General features: G+C 56.2%; 14 protein-coding genes. 5 read left to right on the forward strand and 9 right to left on the reverse strand.

The features are described 5' to 3' along the window. Positions 1-48: 48 nt before the first annotated feature. Entirely contained in the window at positions 49-1665 is a 1617-nt protein-coding gene (locus HMPREF2845_RS06350; RefSeq protein WP_070634190.1) for a dehydrogenase, read from the forward strand. A 171-nt stretch (positions 1666-1836) separates the two neighbouring features. Here HMPREF2845_RS06350 and HMPREF2845_RS06355 read toward each other — a convergent pair whose 3' ends face one another. Together HMPREF2845_RS06355 and HMPREF2845_RS06360 are read right to left on the reverse strand one after the other, a co-directional pair. After that, complete coding sequence (locus HMPREF2845_RS06355) at positions 1837-3312, reverse strand: amino acid permease (protein WP_070634191.1); 1476 nt, start codon at positions 3310-3312, stop codon at positions 1837-1839. A gap of 449 nt (positions 3313-3761) precedes the next feature. Beyond that, a complete protein-coding gene (locus tag HMPREF2845_RS06360) occupies positions 3762-5255 on the reverse strand; it encodes an amino acid permease (RefSeq protein WP_070634192.1) in 1494 nt (497 codons plus the stop codon). A 486-nt stretch (positions 5256-5741) separates the two neighbouring features. Between HMPREF2845_RS06360 and HMPREF2845_RS06365 the strand changes: the two genes are divergently transcribed. Beyond that, on the forward strand, positions 5742-6140 hold the full coding sequence (locus HMPREF2845_RS06365; protein WP_070634193.1) for a hypothetical protein: 399 nt from the start codon (positions 5742-5744) through the stop codon (positions 6138-6140). A gap of 207 nt (positions 6141-6347) precedes the next feature. Beyond that, on the forward strand, positions 6348-7154 hold the full coding sequence (trmB, locus tag HMPREF2845_RS06370; protein WP_005508988.1) for a tRNA (guanosine(46)-N7)-methyltransferase TrmB: 807 nt from the start codon (positions 6348-6350) through the stop codon (positions 7152-7154). A 108-nt stretch (positions 7155-7262) separates the two neighbouring features. On the opposite strand, the gene HMPREF2845_RS09245 is transcribed toward trmB, so the two are convergent. The 3 genes from HMPREF2845_RS09245 to tnpA form a co-directional block, all read right to left on the reverse strand. Next, positions 7263-8246 carry a hypothetical protein gene (locus tag HMPREF2845_RS09245; protein ID WP_141749087.1) on the reverse strand — a complete coding sequence of 328 codons (984 nt, stop codon included), beginning with the start codon at positions 8244-8246 and terminating at the stop codon, positions 7263-7265. A 2-nt stretch (positions 8247-8248) separates the two neighbouring features. Next, complete coding sequence (locus HMPREF2845_RS06380; RefSeq protein ID WP_141749088.1) at positions 8249-8968, reverse strand: Pycsar system effector family protein; 720 nt, start codon at positions 8966-8968, stop codon at positions 8249-8251. A 235-nt stretch (positions 8969-9203) separates the two neighbouring features. Then, entirely contained in the window at positions 9204-9638 is a 435-nt protein-coding gene (gene tnpA, locus HMPREF2845_RS09125; protein ID WP_239663332.1) for an IS200/IS605 family transposase, read from the reverse strand. A gap of 26 nt (positions 9639-9664) precedes the next feature. Between tnpA and HMPREF2845_RS06385 the strand changes: the two genes are divergently transcribed. Then, positions 9665-10903 (forward strand): RNA-guided endonuclease InsQ/TnpB family protein, encoded by a 1239-nt coding sequence (locus HMPREF2845_RS06385; protein ID WP_049346853.1) that lies wholly within the window; start codon positions 9665-9667, stop codon positions 10901-10903. A 174-nt stretch (positions 10904-11077) separates the two neighbouring features. Here HMPREF2845_RS06385 and HMPREF2845_RS06390 read toward each other — a convergent pair whose 3' ends face one another. The 4 genes from HMPREF2845_RS06390 to dnaK all read right to left on the reverse strand — a co-directional run bounded on the left by HMPREF2845_RS06390 (position 11078) and on the right by dnaK (position 15279). After that, positions 11078-11584: a heat shock protein transcriptional repressor HspR gene (locus tag HMPREF2845_RS06390; protein WP_070634194.1), complete on the reverse strand. Its 507-nt coding sequence runs from the start codon at positions 11582-11584 to the stop codon at positions 11078-11080. Positions 11585-11587: 3 nt separating this feature from the next. Further along, entirely contained in the window at positions 11588-12580 is a 993-nt protein-coding gene (locus HMPREF2845_RS06395) for a DnaJ domain-containing protein (RefSeq protein ID WP_070634195.1), read from the reverse strand. A 285-nt stretch (positions 12581-12865) separates the two neighbouring features. After that, entirely contained in the window at positions 12866-13444 is a 579-nt protein-coding gene (locus tag HMPREF2845_RS06400; protein WP_070634196.1) for a nucleotide exchange factor GrpE, read from the reverse strand. 2 nt (positions 13445-13446) lie between these two features. Beyond that, the gene (gene dnaK / locus HMPREF2845_RS06405) at positions 13447-15279 is read right to left on the reverse strand and encodes a molecular chaperone DnaK (RefSeq protein ID WP_070634197.1); all 1833 of its coding nucleotides are present in this window, start codon (positions 15277-15279) and stop codon (positions 13447-13449) included. Positions 15280-16015: 736 nt separating this feature from the next. Here dnaK and HMPREF2845_RS06410 point away from each other — a divergent pair. Then, a partial coding sequence (locus HMPREF2845_RS06410) for a pentapeptide repeat-containing protein (protein ID WP_210394528.1) occupies positions 16016-17651 on the forward strand: 1636 nt, incomplete at its 3' end.

The following is a 17651-nucleotide window of genomic DNA, read 5'->3' on the forward strand; positions in this document are numbered from 1 at the left end:
CACGGTACGACATGGTGCCGCCACATCCCGCAGATGAAAGAGGGACCCATGCGCGAACAAGCCGCGCTATCAAACGCTCCGGAGGGCTACTTAGATTTTCACGACGAGTACGCGGAACTCATCGCCGAACTCGCCGCGCTGGGGTTCACCCCTACCCAGGTTCTCCGCCGCCTCAACTTTCTGTACCCGCACATCAACAAGAAGTACCTGAACTATGCGCTGAGCTCCGGCATCTGGCAGTTTGGCCCGGTCACGGCAGACGCCCCGAGCTACACGGTGCTCGCATGCGGCCTCTGGTACGTTTTCGCTGAAGCCTACGATCTGCCTCCGGAGCCCGAGTACACGGCGCTGATTCTTGATTGCGATATTATTCACGACCTGCCGCCCGCGCTGGAGGCACGCCACTTCAGCAATGAAGACATTGCGCACGTTCTGGCGAAGATTGGCGCAACGCTCAAATACCTTGCCGCACACCCCTACTCCCAACTGGAGGAAGAAGCCTACGCGCAGACCCTTGAGGACATCCGGCAGCGCGGCGTGAAAGAAATCGGTACCGAGGGCGGTAGCCTGTACACCCTGCTTGCCGCCAGCATGGAGGGCGAATCGGCGTGGCCGGCACCGGTTCAGACCGTCAACGATTACCTCGGCGACGGCAACTGGTCCTTGGGCATGCTCCGCACCGGCATCTACCCGGCGGAGGCGCTCGAGAACGAGTGGTATATCGACGCCGCGGCGGTACCCGAGGATTTTGCGCCGAAGACTCTGAGCCTCTTTTTGAGCTATTGCGCCCGCTACGACCGCGAGCCGACGGCGCTGAACTACGGCTACTGGTCTACCATTCCCACGCTCATTGAGCAGGTGCCGCCCCTGGGTGCGGTACGCGCCAAGTTCGGCTCCTGGCAGACGACCCTGCATCGCGGACGCACGCAGATTGCCCGCGAGCTACGCCTGTGGACGAGGAACGAAGCCAGCGTAGCTGCCGTGGAGGCGAGCGCCACTGAGTCGAACGAGGCCGAGGTGAGCGCGGCGGAGGAGCTTGAGCTCCTCGATGCTGAGCTGACTAACACTGAGCTGGCTAACGCTGAGCTCCCCGAAGCAGAACTAGCAGAGCCGGATACCCCGGACGGCGGCTTCCCTGCGGGCGCTCCCGCGGAACCGGCAGAACCGGCAGAACCCGCACGTCTGAGCGCCCGCGAACTCACCGAGCAGGGCATCGGCGTGGTGCAGACCGCCCACACCGACCTGGCGGCGTACCACCGCACCCAGTGGGAGCAGACGGTGGAGGTCTTCGGCGAACGCCTCGCGCAGCTTGCCTGGAACCGCCGCCTGAGCACCTACTACTTCTTCGACGGAGCCTGCCTGGAAGACGCCGACCCGACCCCCGTGGTGACGGTTTTCCGCTCCCCCACTGGTTTCCTCTGCGAGCTTGAACCCACCGTCGAGGCGCTGCCCGCCTTCGACCCGGAGTTCCTACAGGAGCACGGCTGGAGGCACCCGGTACCGGTGCATGCGCTGTGGAACCTGCACGCGCTCGACCCGCTGGAGGCAGCTGCCGCCGTCATTGAGGCGATGCGTTCCGGTTGCGGTTGTGAACGCTGGGATTTCTACCGCACCGATGACGACGACGACCCGCTTGCCGAAGAGACTGAGATGGCGTTCGTCTAAGCCCCCCGCCTAAGCGCACTCCCGCGAGCCTCTCAAATTCTCATCCCTGGAGACAGCGAAAGCCCGCGTCACCTGCTCCCTGAGAGGAGCAGGTGACGCGGGCTTTACGCATGCGCGGGAAACCAGCTGTGGCAGCCGGTACCGATAGCCGGCGCAGATAGTAGATGCGGCTTAGCGTGCCGAGAAAATCTCGGACGCCTCCACAATCGCAATCTGCGCGGTGCGGGTCGAGATTGCTTCGTGACGTCGGGCATCAGCGCGGCGCTTGAAGACCCAGCCGATACCCAGAATCACGAACCAGACGGGCATCGCGAGCAGACCCATGAGGGTTTCCTCGTTCATGGTCAGCACACCAATGGTGAAAGCGAAGAACGCCAGCGACAGCCACGCGGAGAAACGGCCGCCGGGCAGACGGAACTTCGACTTCTTGTGGCGCGAGGGGAACTTTTTGCGGTACATCAGGTAGCTGACCATAATCATGGCCCATGCGAAAATCACGAGCACCGCAGCCACGGTGGTGACCAGGTTGAACGCACGAGAAATCGAGTCGCCCGCGTAGAGCAGCACAATCGAGGACAGCAGCATCACGGCGGAAAGGAACAACGCGTTACGCGGCACACCGTTCTTGGAAATCTTGCCCAGGAACTGCGGTGCACTGCGCTCGCGTGCCAGGCCGAATGCCATACGCGAGGTGGAGAAGATACCGGAGTTCGCCGAGGAGGTTGCGCTGGTAATCACCACGAAGTTGATGATGTGCGCGGCGATGCCCAGGCCCGCCAGAGTGAACATGGCGACGAAGGGGCTCTTATCGGGGCTGACCAGGCGCCAGGGGGTGACCATCAGGATGACAGCGAGCGCGCCCACGTAGAAGACCATAATACGTACCGGTACAGCGTTAATTGCCTTGGGCAGGGTCTTTTCGGGGTCCTGGGTTTCTGCTGCGGTGGTACCGACGAGCTCTGAGCCCATGAACGCGAAGACGGCAATCTGGAACGCGCCGAGGAAGCCAATGAAGTGGTTGGGGAACATTCCGCCGTCATTCCAGAGGTTTGCGACGGATGCCTGCGCGCCACTGGGCGAGGTGAAGCCGACGGCGATCATGCCGCCGCCAACGATAATCAGGGCGACGATGGCGACGATCTTAATCATGGAGAACCAGAATTCGATTTCGCCGAAGTTCTTCACGGAGACCAGGTTCAGGGTCAGCAGAACGCCGATGACGGCGAGCGCCGGGATCCATGGTTGCAGGTCGGGCCACCACATGTGCAGGTAGCCGACGATTGCGATGATATCCGCGACGGCGGTGACCACCCACATGAACCAGTAGGACCAGCCGAGGAAGAATCCCGCCATGGGGCCGACAAGGTCGGTGGTGAAGTCAGAGAAGGACTTGTACCTCAGGTTGGAGAGCAGAATCTCGCCCATAGCTCGCAGTACCAGGAAGATGACGGCGCCGATGAGCATGTACACGAAAATAACTGAGGGACCCGCCATGGAGATGGCGCGACCGGAGCCCATGAACAGGCCCGTGCCGATGGCACCGCCGATGGCGATGAGCTGGATGTGGCGGTTGCTTAGACCGCGGTGTAGTCGCTCTCCCTGTTCGGGAGCTTTAGGATTCAGGCTGACGTTGTTCTGTTCAGTCACGACGTCCTCTTTTCAGCGGTTGTACCCCGTACCGCATGTGCCGTTACTGGAATAAGAATCGCTAGATCGCAGCAGGCACGGTCACTGTATGAATATGCGGCCATTAGCTTGCGGGGTGTCCCCGGATTTCGGGGCGAGGCTGGGTCTCTATCAAATACCGCGCGGCATTCGGAAGTGTCACGCTATCGATTGACGCGGAGTTTTTCTGAGAGCTCTCACAGCTACTTGGATAGTTATTCTACAGGTGTTAAGTGCAAGAAAACAGGATTTACGGCAAAAATGTGACCTGTTTCTATTATTCACGTCATATCAAACGGTGTAAAAAATGCCGCCCCGAACGCAAACAGGCAGAAACGAGGGCACGCGAAAGCCCCGCCTCCGCATCCTAAAAGAATGCAGAAACGGGGCTTACACACAGCACTACCAGAGCACCACAGAAAGAACAGAAACTACTGCTGACCAGCCTTGTCAGCAGCCTTGTCAACAACATTGCCAGAAGCCAGCGCACGAGCACGCTTCGCCGCGTGGCGGCGGGTCAGAATCTCGTAGCCAATAGCCAGAGCGATAAACCAGATGGGGGTCAGCGCCAGGCCGATTGCGGTGTCCGGGTACAGGCTCAGGGCGTAGACCATGACGGCGAAGAAGACCAGACCAAACCAGCTCATGCCAATACCCCAGGGCATCTTGTACGCGGACGCCTCGTGGCGCTCCGGGAACTTCTTGCGGTACACCAGGTACGCAATCAGGATCATGCTCCAGGTGAAGATACCCATCATCGACGCCACGGAGGTCACCACGGTGAACGCCTCCATGATGCCGCTACCGGCATACAACATGACCAGACTAAACAGCAGCATCACGGTGGTCAGGTACAGGGCGTTGGCGGGCACACCGTTCTTGGTGAGCTTACCCAGTGCGGAGGGGGCGGCACCGTCATGCGCCAGACCGTAGACCATGCGGGAGGTCGAGAAAATACCGGAGTTCGCCGAGGACGCCGCGGAGGTCAGCACCACAAAGTTCACCAGGGAGGCGGCAACAGCAATGCCAGCCAGGGAGAACATGCCCACGAAGGGGCTCATGGACTTATCCAACTTGTCCCAGGGGGTGACGGCGAGGATGGTCAGCAGCGGCAGCGCGTAGAAGAGGCCAATGCGGAAGGGTACCGCATTAATCGCCTTGGGCAGGGTGCGTTCGGGGTGTTCGGTTTCCGCCACGGCGGTACCGACCAGCTCAGCACCCACGAAGGCAAAGAGCGCAATCTGGAAGGCGCCCAGGAAGCCCGTCAGGCCCTGGGTAAAGATACCGCTACCGGAGGGGCCGGGGCGATCCCAGAGATTTGCCACGGAGGCGACGGTACCGTCGGGCGCGGTGAAGCTGAAGGCAACCATGAGCGCACCAACAATAATGAGGGCGACAATGGCGACGATTTTAATGACTGCGAACCAGAATTCGATTTCACCGAAGTTCTTCACCGAGGGCAGGTTCAGCAGCAGCAGAGCCACGATAACGGTCAGCGCCGGGATGAAGGCTGGGATTTCCGGCCACCAGTATTTGATGTAGCCGGTAATGGCAATGACGTCCGCGATACCTGTGACGACCCAGAAGAACCAGTACGACCAGCCGACGAAGAAGCCGGCGCGCAGGCCGAGGATGTCGGTGATGAAGTCGGTGAAGGACTTGTATTTGGGGTTGGAGAGCAGAATCTCGCCCATGGCGCGCAGAACAAAGTAGATGACACTACCGATAATGGCGTAGACAAAGACGATGGAGGGGCCGGTCAGGGCGATGGTCTTTGCCGAGCCGAGGAAAAGGCCGGTGCCGATGGCGCCGCCAATAGCGATCAGCTGGATGTGTCGGTAGCTTAGTCCGCGCTGAAGCTTGGAGTGCTCAGCTTCGGAGTCTAGGCCAGTGACGGAGTTGTGCTGCGTTGGCTGCTGTGTCACGTATTCCTCTTTTCTGCGTCGATTCGCCCTAAATTTCACTCGGGGGCGAGTCCGGGTGGTTGGTATTCGTGCATAATCCTGAACGGCGCGCCAAGAGGCGGTTCCCGCGCTTCCCGAGCCGGCGCGGTGCGCTTGGGCTTGTGGGCTCCGATTTCGCGGGGCTTCCGATTTCTTGCATCGCCGATAAAGGGTTATGCAGAGAATGCATAATTTCAAATTTTACCCCCTCATACCCACACAAGTACAAGGAATACAACATCACCAGATTTTTGAGACGGGGCGAGCCTGTGGCATCCCTCAGCCTTCACCCGGAACACGCCCCGCATCGCCCTTAGATTGCACCCCTTCTCTGCACGCTTCTGCCGGGTTTTCAAAAATATTTAGAAACTTTACGTGTAAAACTTTACAAGGCGAGAAACCGGGTCTAGAGTAGAAACCGTTCAACAAAAACCTAACCAACCAACTACAGAACAGAAGGACAACATCATGGGCAAGTTCTCCAACGCAGCACTGCTCATCACCGCCGGCACACTCATCCTCGACGCAGGCGTCAAGAAGCTCAAGGCAGACGAAGGCACCTACGCTTTCCTGCAGCAGATGGCGGCAACCGGTGTTCCCGCAGTCTCCAAGCTGGACGCAGCAACCTTCGGCAAGCTCATCTCCGGCGCAGAAACCGCACTCGGCGCAACCCTGCTGACCCCCTTCATCCCCGCACGCCTGGCGGGTGCAGGCCTGACCGCATTCGCGGCAAACCTGATGACCATGTACTTCCGCAACCCGGACATGCACGACAAGTACTTCCGTCCCACCCAGGACGGTCAGCAGCTCGCAAACAACATCGTGATGCTCGGCGCGGGTCTGGCACTGCTGGGCTCCAAGAAGTAAGCCCCACAAGCTAACTCACTCAAACAACCTCACGAAAGTGCGGCGGGAACAGTCTTTGTTCCCGCCGCACTTTTGTATGCGCGCTGACTTTCTACGCAGCCCAGGCTGGCGCACACCACCTACCCACACACGGCTAGCTCAGCATCACCCAGCCCGAGCAAACCGCGAAACCGCACGGTGCAGCGGCCCTGCGCTATTCTTTTAGGTATGTCTACTGAGAACACGCAGCCTAGCCAGGCACCCGAATCCACCGAAGAAAAGGCCAAGAAGCCGGTTCCCGAGGAATTCTTCCGCCAGCCCTACTCCTTCGTCCGCCGCGGCGACCGCCTCACCGCGCGCCGCCAGAAGGCCTGGGACACCTACTCCCCCACCCACGTGCTGGACATTCCACGCCTGCGCACCGACACCTCCGTCGCGCCCGAAGCGACCTTCGACCCGGTTAAGATCTACGGCCGCGAGGCCTACCAGGTCGTCGAGATCGGTTCCGGCCTGGGCGAGGCAATCGTGCACCGCGCAGCTGAAGTGCCCGAGGCGAACTTCCTCGCCGTGGAGGTGTACACCCCCGGCATCGCGGACCTGCTGCTGAAAATGGGCAACGCGGGCGTGGAGAACGTGCGTGTGGCTCAGGCGAACGCACCCGAGCTGCTCGACAACATGCTTGAGGAGAACTCCGTGGACGAGCTGTGGGTGTTCTTCCCGGATCCCTGGCACAAGTCCCGCCACCACAAGCGCCGCCTGGTGTCCCCGGCGTTCGCTGATAAGGTTGCGCGCGTGCTTAAGCCCGGCGGTATTTGGCGTCTGGCGACTGACTGGGAGGAGTACGCCCTGGTCATGCGTGAGGTTCTGGAGGCGCACCCCGACTTTGAGAACGTGAACCCGGGCGCCGGTGCGACCGAGGAGGATCCGCTGGGTGGTTGGGCTCCGCGTTGGGAGGGTCGTACCCTCACCAGCTTTGAGCGTAAGGCTCAGGAGGCGGGCCGCCGCGCGCACGATCTGACCTACCGCCGCAAGTAAGCGGGGCAGCGTTAGTACGCGACTTATACGTTAAAGCAGGTGAGGCTCCCCGGTCATTCGGGGAGCCTCACCTCCTTGTTCATATACGGATTCTTCTATAGCTAAACCCTATGATTCATCAGCCGACGCATGTTTCAAAGCCTTCTCGTAGATAAATCGGTAGGAGTCATTTCTAGATTTTTCAAACTCTTCCAGCTTCTTTATTTCTTTCGAAATATTAATCTGCATGGGTGCACCAGTAAGTTCTTCAAGAATCGAGAAATTTCCTATAGGGACATAATACAGAGGGTACTCAACAAGACCAGTTTCTTTAATGGTGCACCCTTTTAGCTCACGTTCTCCCATAGAATATATACTAAATGGACTTATCTTATTTTTTTCAAGACCCACCATTACAAGATAAGCCAAATAGGGCGATAGAATCATTCGATGTGCCTCAGATTGCTCTGCAACCCTAAATCCAAGATCAACATCAGCTCCGATAAAATCTATAAAATAGTCTTTTTGAATCTCTCGGAGATTAATTCTACAATCACTGAAGGATTTTAGGTCAGCGAAACTTCCAATACCCAAACTTCCTACCTGATTTTTTAAATCCTCCTTACCTTTTAGATTGTTATTCCAATCCTTAGGCATAAGATTCCAGCGATAATCCCAGGGGTTCCCTTGCGAATGAAGAAGAAAAGCGTAGCTACGCAGTTTTAGGGTGTATGACGAACCAGGAATCTGACTGGGAGAAACTGATTCAAGAGATGCAATAAATTGCTGCAATGCCTCTCCAATAGCTACCGGTTCAGGCCTGCCGTCGTCTCCAATAGGTATGGTTCGGAGATACACCAGCTCATCGCCCCTGACTCTCCATAAGAACCACCCTGTATCGACGCCAGATTCAACCTGATGATTCGACTCCCTCAGACCTTTATCGAAGCTTTCCATAAAGGTTGATATTACGCCGACACCAGAAATAGGATACTTAATTTTTAAAGCAGTTGATTCACTAATATCAACACCACATACCAATATAGCGTGAAATCCACCCCCAGCCCTTCCAGAATCGATGGACCTATTATCTACATAATCAGCACTAATCAAGCCTACTTCACTTTCTTTTTATATGACATCCAAAGACCAATAATTACAAGAACACTAATTACAAGAGCAATAACCAGAGCAGAACATACCGGCCATTCATAGAAAATTGTAGAAATCCATGGGATAAATCCAGTCGCTGACAGCACCAAGAAGAGCGAACTTAAAAATACTGAGGTCTGAAGTTTCTGGACATTTTTAAATTTAGTATTTGCAATATTTGCAAGCTTCACTAGTTGACCATTGAGATATTCATCCCTTTTATCGAATGAAACATTTTTCAAAATATATCTTTGGTTACTATTTTCGTATGACCCATAAAAAAATACGTTTCCTTCAGCTCCTCCAACTTCTCTATTAGGAAACTGAAGAAATCCAATCCCGAAAGAGGTAATCACACTAACAACAAATGAAACTACCCAAAAATACGTCCATAAATTCCAAAAGCTATTATTTTTATCCATAGCAGGGATGAGTGAGCCATAAGCCGCTACGATAAAGCCCTGGACGGCCAACAGCATCTGGATTCTTACGTCAGCATTTTTAATCCAATCGGAGAAGTACTGAACAAGTCTCCATCTCTCCTCATAACTCACGCCCTGCTCAACCGGAGCTGGTGCTTGGGCCTCAGCCGGTGCCCGATTATTATCAGTTGCTGCATCGCCAGACCCTGCCTGATTCTCAGTAACTTTCTGCTCTTTGATAGCTACTGGCTTCCACTGCATAAAGGTGTTCCAGACGAACAAATTTTTCACTCTGCCAACCCCTCTTCCATCTCAATACCCCGAACTTGTTAGTCCAACTATGCTATCTCCAACTATATAACCAAGCAGGTGAGGCTCCCCGTTCGTTCGGGGAGCCTCACCTCCTTGTGTGTGGGTCCAAGTGCATGCGGGGCGGGGGTCTACCCTCCCTCGCTTCGTATGACGCTAAGACGCACAAGTCTATATAAGTAGCTGACTAGCCTAGACAAGCTAGAACAGCCGGGCTGTTTATCCCAGTGTAGCCGGTTAGCGCGGCTTGCGATAGAGCACCACTAGCAGAGCCTGCGTAATACGAGCGTGACCACAGATGCCCATCCAACAGGTAAGGGGCAATCTCATCCGCGTAATCTCGCCGTAAGATACGCGAGGAAACACCTTTGAGGGAATTGACCAACTTGGAAACAGCAACTGTTGCAGGGTATCCCACCAGCAAGTAAACGTGATTGGCCCCTCCGCTGAACTCTTCCAAGGTTGCGCCGAAGTTTTTACATACGTCCCGCATGATGTTTTCACAGGTTTTCAACATGTCATCTGTGAAGACATATCGACGGTATTTAGTTACAAACACCAACTGGACATGAAGATCCCAGATAGCTTGTCTTCCAGTGCGAATGTCTGCATTATCTGCCATGACACCAAGTATATAATGGAGATGTTATGTTGAAGCGTTACCGATACCGCGCATACCCAAAACCGGGCCAGGTCGAACCTATTGCCCGACTCTTTGGATGCGTGCGCGTAACCTACAACGACGCTTTAGCCCACGCACTAGAGACCTACCGGCTCACCGGCACTAAACCTTCAGCCGCTGAACTGTCCGCACGCCTGACTGCGTTAAAGAAAACCGAGGAACGATTCTGGCTGAGTGAGGTCTCCTCCGTACCCCTACAACAAGCCTTACGTGACTTGGATAAAGCCTATAAGGCTTTTTTTGCTACTGTCACTGGCCAGCGCAAAGGTAAACGCGGCGCTCATGCACCGCGCTTTAAAAAGCGCAGTCACCGCCAGTCAGCAAGGTTTACGAAGAACTCCGGGTTTATAGTGCATGAAACAACTCATCGAGTCGGTTTTGTGCGCTTGGCCAAAATTGGAAATGTGCGGTTCGTGCTGTCACGCCCTCTACCTGCTGAGCCATCCTCAGTCACACTCATTCGTGAGCCGGATGGGAAGTACTATGTCTCATTTGTTGTGGATGTGCCTGCTGAAAATATTCAGATACCGGAGCCTTCTGCATACGCTGTCGGTGTTGACCTAGGCCTGAATCGCCTGGCCGTAGCTGTCAATTCTGAGGGTGAACGGGTGTTCTTTGAGAACCCCCGCCCTTTAAAGAAGGCAGCGGCACGTCTTGCTACGCTTCAACGTCAGCTCTCCCGTAAAAAGCGCGGTAGCAACCGCTACGAAAAGCAACGCATCCGCCTAGCCAAAGCTCACGCCAAGGTACGCAATACAAGGAGCCATTACGCGCATCAGGTAGCAAACAAGGTGGTGGACGAGAACCAAGTCATCGCCCTGGAGAACCTGAATGTGGCTGGTCTGTCGCGTACCCGTTTAGGTAAGTCGGTATTGGATGCCTCATGGGGTTTATTACGCCGTCTGATAGAAGAGAAGGCTGATGAACGTCATCGCATGGTGGTCTTTGCTGACCGGTTTGCCCCCACGTCGCAGCTGTGTTCTGTGTGTGGTGAGCCGGGCGGTAGAAAGCCGCTGAATATCCGTGAATGGGCGTGTACCAAGTGTGGTATGCGCTTAGATCGAGATGCTAATGCGTGTGTGAATATTATGCTCGCCGCAGGACTTGCGGAGAGTTTAAACGAACAGAAGAGGGACGTAAGACGCCTGCTTGCGGGTGCTGTTGCTGTTGACGCTGTTAACCCACCGAGAGCCGCATACCTGTAGGGTATGCGGCTGGCAGGAGTCCTCTTTGTTCGCAAGGAGGAGGAAGTCAACCTCCCTCACGCGGCGTATACACAAAGACGCACAAGTCTATATGGGCGGCTGACCAGCTCAAATGAACTAGAAGCGAGCTAGAACAGCCGAGCTGTTTATCCCAGTGTAGCGGGTTTAGCCGGTTTAGCGCTGCGGCTTCGTATCATCCGCCGTAGCCGACTGGTGACGCTGACGGTACAGCACCACAGCCGAAGAACGCTGACGAGGCGCCGGGCGGGTACCGCGGGCAATATGCACCACGTCGCCACTGGTACCGGCGGCGAACACGCGCTCCGCCAAGCCCAGCTTCACCTTCGCATCCTCAACCTGATGCTGCAGCGCCGCAATCTGCTCCTGCTGATCCTCCACAAGGGACTGCAGCTCAATAATACGGCGAATACCCTCCAGGGAGACGCCCTCCTGCGAGAGCTGCTGAATCTGCTGCAGACGGTTAACGTCACGCTGCGAATAGCGGCGCGCCTTACCGGGCGCACGCGAAGGCTGGACCAGGCCGATGCGGTCATACTGGCGCAGGGTCTGCGGGTGCATGCCCGCCAGCTCAGCCGCCACAGAAATCACGAAAACCGGCCGGTCCACGCTGTGCAGCGGCTTGCCGCTACGGGACTTAGATGATGATTCTCGAGATGCCATGGTTTACTTCGCCTTCTTCAACAGATCCTTACGCGGGTTCTCCTGCGGTGCCAGTTTTACGAACTTATCGAATGCTTCCTGCGCCTCTGCGCTCAGCTCGGTGGGCAGTACAATCTCCGGGATGACCAGCAGGTCGCCGTCGCCGCCCTTAGCCTTGAAGCCGCGGCCCTTAGCGCGCAGTCGGCGGCCGACCTGGCCGGGTGCCAGGCGCAGCTTCACGGTGGATGCGTCGGGCAGAGGCACCTCAATCACTGCGCCGTCGACGGCCTCGGCGAGGGTGACGGGTGCGCGCATAATCAGGTTGTTTCCCTCGCGCGAATACACGGAGTCATCGGAGACGCGCACGGTGACCTTCAGATCGCCGCCGCGCAGACCCTTGCCGCGCAGGCGGACCTTCTGACCGTCCTTAATGCCTGCGGGGATGCGTGCCTCGGTGTGGGAGCCATCCGGCAGGAACACAGTCACGGTTGCGCCGGTGTATGCCTGAGCGAGGCTGATGCGGGTGCTGGTGCTGCTCTCTTCGGGGGCTGCGTGCTGTGCACTGCCGAAGCCGCCGCCGCCCATGCCGCCAAAGTCGGCGCTGGTGAAGCCTGCGGAGCGTCGGGAACCGCCGGCGCTACCGCCGAAGAGGCCGCCGAGCAGGTCGTCAATGTTGATGCCTGCGCCGCCGTTGCTGAAGCCGCCGAATGCGTCCGCGCCGGGGTAGCCGGTGTAGCTGCCACCGCCGAAGCCGCCACCTCCGAATCCGCCCATGCCAGATGCGCCGTAGCGGCGAATCTGGTCGTACTCTTCGCGCTGCTTCTTATCGGAGAGCACGTCGTATGCTTCCGAGATTTCCTTGAACTTCTTCTCTGCTGCGGCGTCGCCGGGGTTCAGGTCCGGGTGGTACTTGCGGGAGAGCTTGCGGTATGCCTTCTTGATGTCGCTTTCGCTTGCGTCTTCGCTGACACCCAGTGCCTTATAAAAGTCGTCGGTTAGCCAGTTTTCACTTGCCATGTTGTGTTTCTCCTTCTGCGGTGATGCGCCGCCCTCCTCGGTTACGGGACGGCTTGCAGGGGCACCGCGTGCTTGTCTTAATGCTCTATATAAAAGTTTAGTCTACTTGACTCAATTTTGAAAGGGCTGGGCCCAAAAAATAGCACCCCTACAAGCCTCTTGACCGCCGCAACAGCTCGCCACAGCCCGGATAAATAACCCTGGCAAACAACAGGGCGGGCACTCCCCCACCAGGGAGAGCACCCGCCCGTCGTTAGTTATTCAGCCAATGCTTAGCCGGCCACCTTACGGTGCGACAGCCACAGCCACCTGAGCGGTACGAACCACACGGTCGTTCACGCGGTAGCCGTAACGCAGAACCATGGAGACATGATCCTCAGCCACCTCGTCGGTGGGCTGCTGCAGAACAGCTTCGTGAATGTTCGGGTCGAAGGCGTCGCCTACTTCACCGAAACGCTCCACACCCTGCTTGCCGAGCAGCTCTTCGAGCTTGGTAGCAATGGAGGCGAAGGGGCCTTCCTGCAGGTCGCCGTGCTTACGTGCGGCGTCGATATCGTCGAGCACCGGCAACAGTGCGCCGACCAGGTCACCGATTACGAAGCCTCGCAGCTGCTCCTTTTCGCGAGCGGTGCGGTTCTTGAAGTTAGTGAACTCTGCCTGCAGGCGAAGCAGGGAGTCCAGGCGCTCCGCGGCGAGTGCCGCATCCGCAGATTCTGCTTCTACGGCGTCCTGGAGCTCAGCCTCGACGGCTTCCGCAGCGTCTTCGGGGCTTTCGACCGATTCAGCTTCGGGGTGGCCTTCCGCTGCGGGGGCGTTGAATGCCTCCTCCAGCGGGTCGGGGGTGGTGTTTTCCTGCTCAGCCATGATTACTTCTTCTCGTCTTCGTCGATAACCTCGGCGTCGACAACGTCCTCATCAGCGGCGGGCTTGGACTCGGATGCCTCAGCCTGTGCTGCTGCGTAGAGTGCCTCACCCAGCTTGGACTGGGATGCCTGCAGCTTCTCGAATGCGGACTTCACTGCTGCGTCGTCGTCGCCCTCGAGTGCCTTCTTCAGCTCGTCGACATCGCCCTGGACCTCGGTCTTGACGTTCTCGGGCAGCTTGTCGCCGTTCTCCTTCAGGAGCTTCTCGACGGAGTATGCGACGGACTCGGCTGCGTTGCGGGTGTCAGCAGCCTCGCGGCGTGCCTTGTCCTGCTCAGCGTGTGCCTCTGCGTCCTTGACCATGCGGTCGATGTCATCCTTGGAGAGGGAGGTGCCGCCGGTGATGGTCATGGACTGCTCAACACCGGTGCCCTTGTCCTTTGCGGAGACGTGGACGATGCCGTTTGCGTCGATGTCGAAGGTAACCTCAATCTGGGGCACGCCACGGGGTGCGGGGGCGATGCCGGTCAGCTCGAAGGTACCCAGGTTCTTGTTGTCGCGAGTGAACTCACGCTCACCCTGGAAGACCTGAATGGTCACGGAGGGCTGGTTGTCCTCTGCGGTGGTGAAGGTCTCGGAACGCTTGGTCGGGATTGCGGTGTTGCGCTCGATCAGCTTGGTCATCACGCCGCCCTTGGTCTCGATACCGAGGGAGAGGGGGGTGACGTCGATCAGCAGAACGTCCTTACGGTCGCCCTTCAGCACGCCTGCCTGTAGTGCTGCACCCATTGCCACGACCTCGTCGGGGTTCACGCCCTTGTTGGGCTCGCGGCCGGTGAGCTCCTTGACGAGCTCAGCAACAGCGGGCATACGGGTGGAGCCACCGACCAGGATGACCTCAGAAATCTCGGAGATGGACACGCCAGCTTCCTTGATTACGTCGAGCACGGGCTTCTTGGTGCGCTCGAGCAGGTCGCGGGTCAGTTCCTCGAACTTTGCGCGGGTCAGCTTCTCATCCAGGTGGATGGGGCCTTCGGGGGTCACGGACAGGTACTGCAGGGAGATGTTGGTGCTAGAAGCGCTGGACAGCTCCTTCTTAGCCTGCTCAGCTGCCTCCTGCAGACGCTGCAGAGCAATCTTGTCCTTGGACAGGTCAGCGCCGGTGTTTGCCTTCACCTGTGCGAGCAGCCACTCGACGACGCGGTGGTCCCAGTCGTCACCACCGAGGCGGTTGTCACCGCTGGTTGCGCGAACCTGGATGGTGGAGAAGCCGTCGTCGTCCTTGCCAACTTCCAGCAGGGAGACGTCGAAGGTACCGCCACCGAGGTCGAAGACCAGGATGAGCTCGTCTTCCTTACCCTTGTCCAGGCCGTATGCGAGTGCTGCGGCGGTGGGCTCGTTGACGATACGCAGGACGTTCAGGCCTGCGATCTCGCCGGCTTCCTTGGTTGCCTGACGCTCAGCGTCGTTGAAGTATGCCGGGACGGTGATGACAGCGTCGGTGACGGTGTCGTTCAGGAATGCCTCTGCGTCGCCCTTCAGCTTCATGAGGATACGAGCGGAGATTTCCTGCGGGGTGTACTTCTTGCCGTCAATCTCGGTGGTCCAGTCGGTGCCCATGTGGCGCTTGACGGAGGAGATGGTGCGGTCGACGTTGGTCACTGCCTGACGCTTTGCGACGCTACCGACCAGAACCTCGCCGTCCTTGGAGAATGCGACGACGGAGGGGGTGGTGCGGGTGCCCTCTGCGTTAGCGATGACGACCGGGTCGCCACCTTCCAGTGCTGCTACGACCGAGTTGGTGGTACCGAGGTCAATACCTACTGCACGTGCCATATGTTTATTCACTCCTTAGGTGTTAGTGCCCCGCTTCTTCTAATGCGAGGCGGGTTAGTTTGAAAGTTTTGGAGGCGGTCGGTGCTGCGCGTGCCGCCCCGTGTGGGGTGGTCTACGCGGCTCCTTGAGCCTCATGTACTCAAGTATGCACCCTCTCGGAGAGGCTGTCAATAGAGTTGAGCGAACTTTACTCAACTTTTTTATGCGGAGGGACGTGAGGGGTGGGGTTTTCAGGGTTCTAGAGAGGTGTTTTGCGGGGAAAATCGGGGCGGCGGCGAGGCGCGAATGGGCGGTTTTTCCGCGAAATTCCGGGGTTTTCGGGTGGCGCAAGGGTGCGGCGCAACGATTCAGCGCACGGCGGACACTGCCGGGCTAACTGGGCGAAAAAAATTTTAAAAATCTTTAAAAAGGGGTGAAAAACCCGAAAAATTGGGGTGCGAGAGGTGCCGGGAGGTAGCACAGGGACACCTTATATAGGGTGTGCTGGGCGATTTTTAGGCGCGATTTTTAGGTTTGGAGGCTAGGCCTCTAGCAGCGCTGCTAGAGGCACGGCGAGACACCAGAGGTTCACCCCTCTTATATATAGAGGGTCGGCTACAGGCTCCATCGCTCACCTTATGGAGGCATCTCCGCTTGTCCGACCCGTAATTCTCTAACCCTCATCTGTGGCTTGAGGCTACCCGCCTGCCGTATGCTGGTTACGACCTTATCCTCTCGAAGCAGATAGGACCCCCTCATGTCACCCAAAAGTGCCTCACGAGACAAGCAAGCAATTAGGTGCCTTATATATAAAATAATTGCATTAATTTTAATTCCAATTATCGTATTTTTCACTATCTCATATATAGAATCCTTAAGTGATAGACAAATTGCAGATTTATTAGAAATTTTTAATTTTTCAAAGTTTGGAATACCATTCAATAGCGCACTGACAGTATTCCTATTGCTATTATTTGGACTCTTTGCATTCTTTCCACTTATTAGGGTGATACAAAAGTTCTTTTCCGCCCTTACGGGAAAATATTTTGTTATTTCACTTGCCGCTCTCGCAATTCTGGGAGGGACTGCCGCCCTTTACATTCCTTCCTATACAGGATGGTTTAAAACCGATACTCAGCAATCTACGAGCAGTACACAGCCTACACAGAATGGACAAGGTTCCGGAAACCAACAGAATCAATCTTCTAAAGATTCATCTTCTGATTTAAGACTTCATCTTCTATATATTACTGGTGGCATTATCGCCGTTTTGGGTCTTATTGAAACAAACCGCAAGAATAGCCAGGACCATATCCGTGAGGTTCATGCAGCCCGCCGCGACCGCTACATTAAAGCGGTCGATAAACTATCTAGCGATGATGCACCTGTGCGCCTTGGTGGAGTGTACGCTCTCGTTGGCCTTGTCGACGAGTGGCTAGATGACGACAACATTGATGAAGAAACTCGAATCAAAGAAGGACAGATTATTATCAATAATCTCTGTTCCTACATTCGCTCACCCTTCCTCACTGCGGAAAAAATTGAAGCATATGAAGCTCACAATGATTTTAACCTGCTTCAGGAATATGAAGCTGAATTTTCTTCCGAAGAATATTCCCCACAGCTACGGGCTCTATGCGAACGTGTTAAAGAATCTGGCACCTTTAACAATTTTCAAGATATCACCGCGGACTATGCAAAGTTCCACGAAGAACAGGACGTACGCCGTGCCATTTTTGTTGAAATGAGCAAACGCAGCAGCACTTTCACCAAAAACGAAAAGGGGGATATGATTCCTAGCCGGGGTACATGGAGCGAATTCGAATTCGACTTCAGCCGGGCGCCCATTTTCTACCCCCTCAATCACCTCACAATTGAAAAAGGTATTTTCTCCTACGCAAGTTTCTATGGTCAGGCAGATTTCAACGAATCAACCTTTATTAGGGATGCAGCTTTTAATGGTGTCAAGTTCACCCAAGGAGCAAACTTCAACGAAGTAACCTTCAACGGAGAAGCCAACTTCTCCACCCAAGGTGATGCAAGAACCACCTTCGGAGGAGACACCACCTTCAACGGCGTCCAGTTCACCCAAGGAGCAAACTTCAACGAAGTAACCTTCAACGGAGAAGCCAACTTCTCCACCCAAGGTGATACAAAAACCACCTTCGGAGGAAAAGCCACCTTCAACGGCGTCCAGTTCACCCTAGGAGCAAACTTCAACGAAGTAACCTTCAACGGAGAAGCCAACTTCTCCACCCAAGGTGATACAAAAACCACCTTCGGAGGAAAAGCCACCTTCGGAGGAAAAGCCACCTTCAACGGCGTCCAGTTCACCCTAGGGGCAAACTTCAACGAAGTAACCTTCGGAGGAAAAGCCACCTTCAACGGCGTCC

Origin of the sequence: Rothia sp. HMSC065B04 (genome assembly GCF_001812285.1) — a bacterium.
Taxonomy (GTDB): domain Bacteria; phylum Actinomycetota; class Actinomycetes; order Actinomycetales; family Micrococcaceae; genus Rothia; species Rothia mucilaginosa.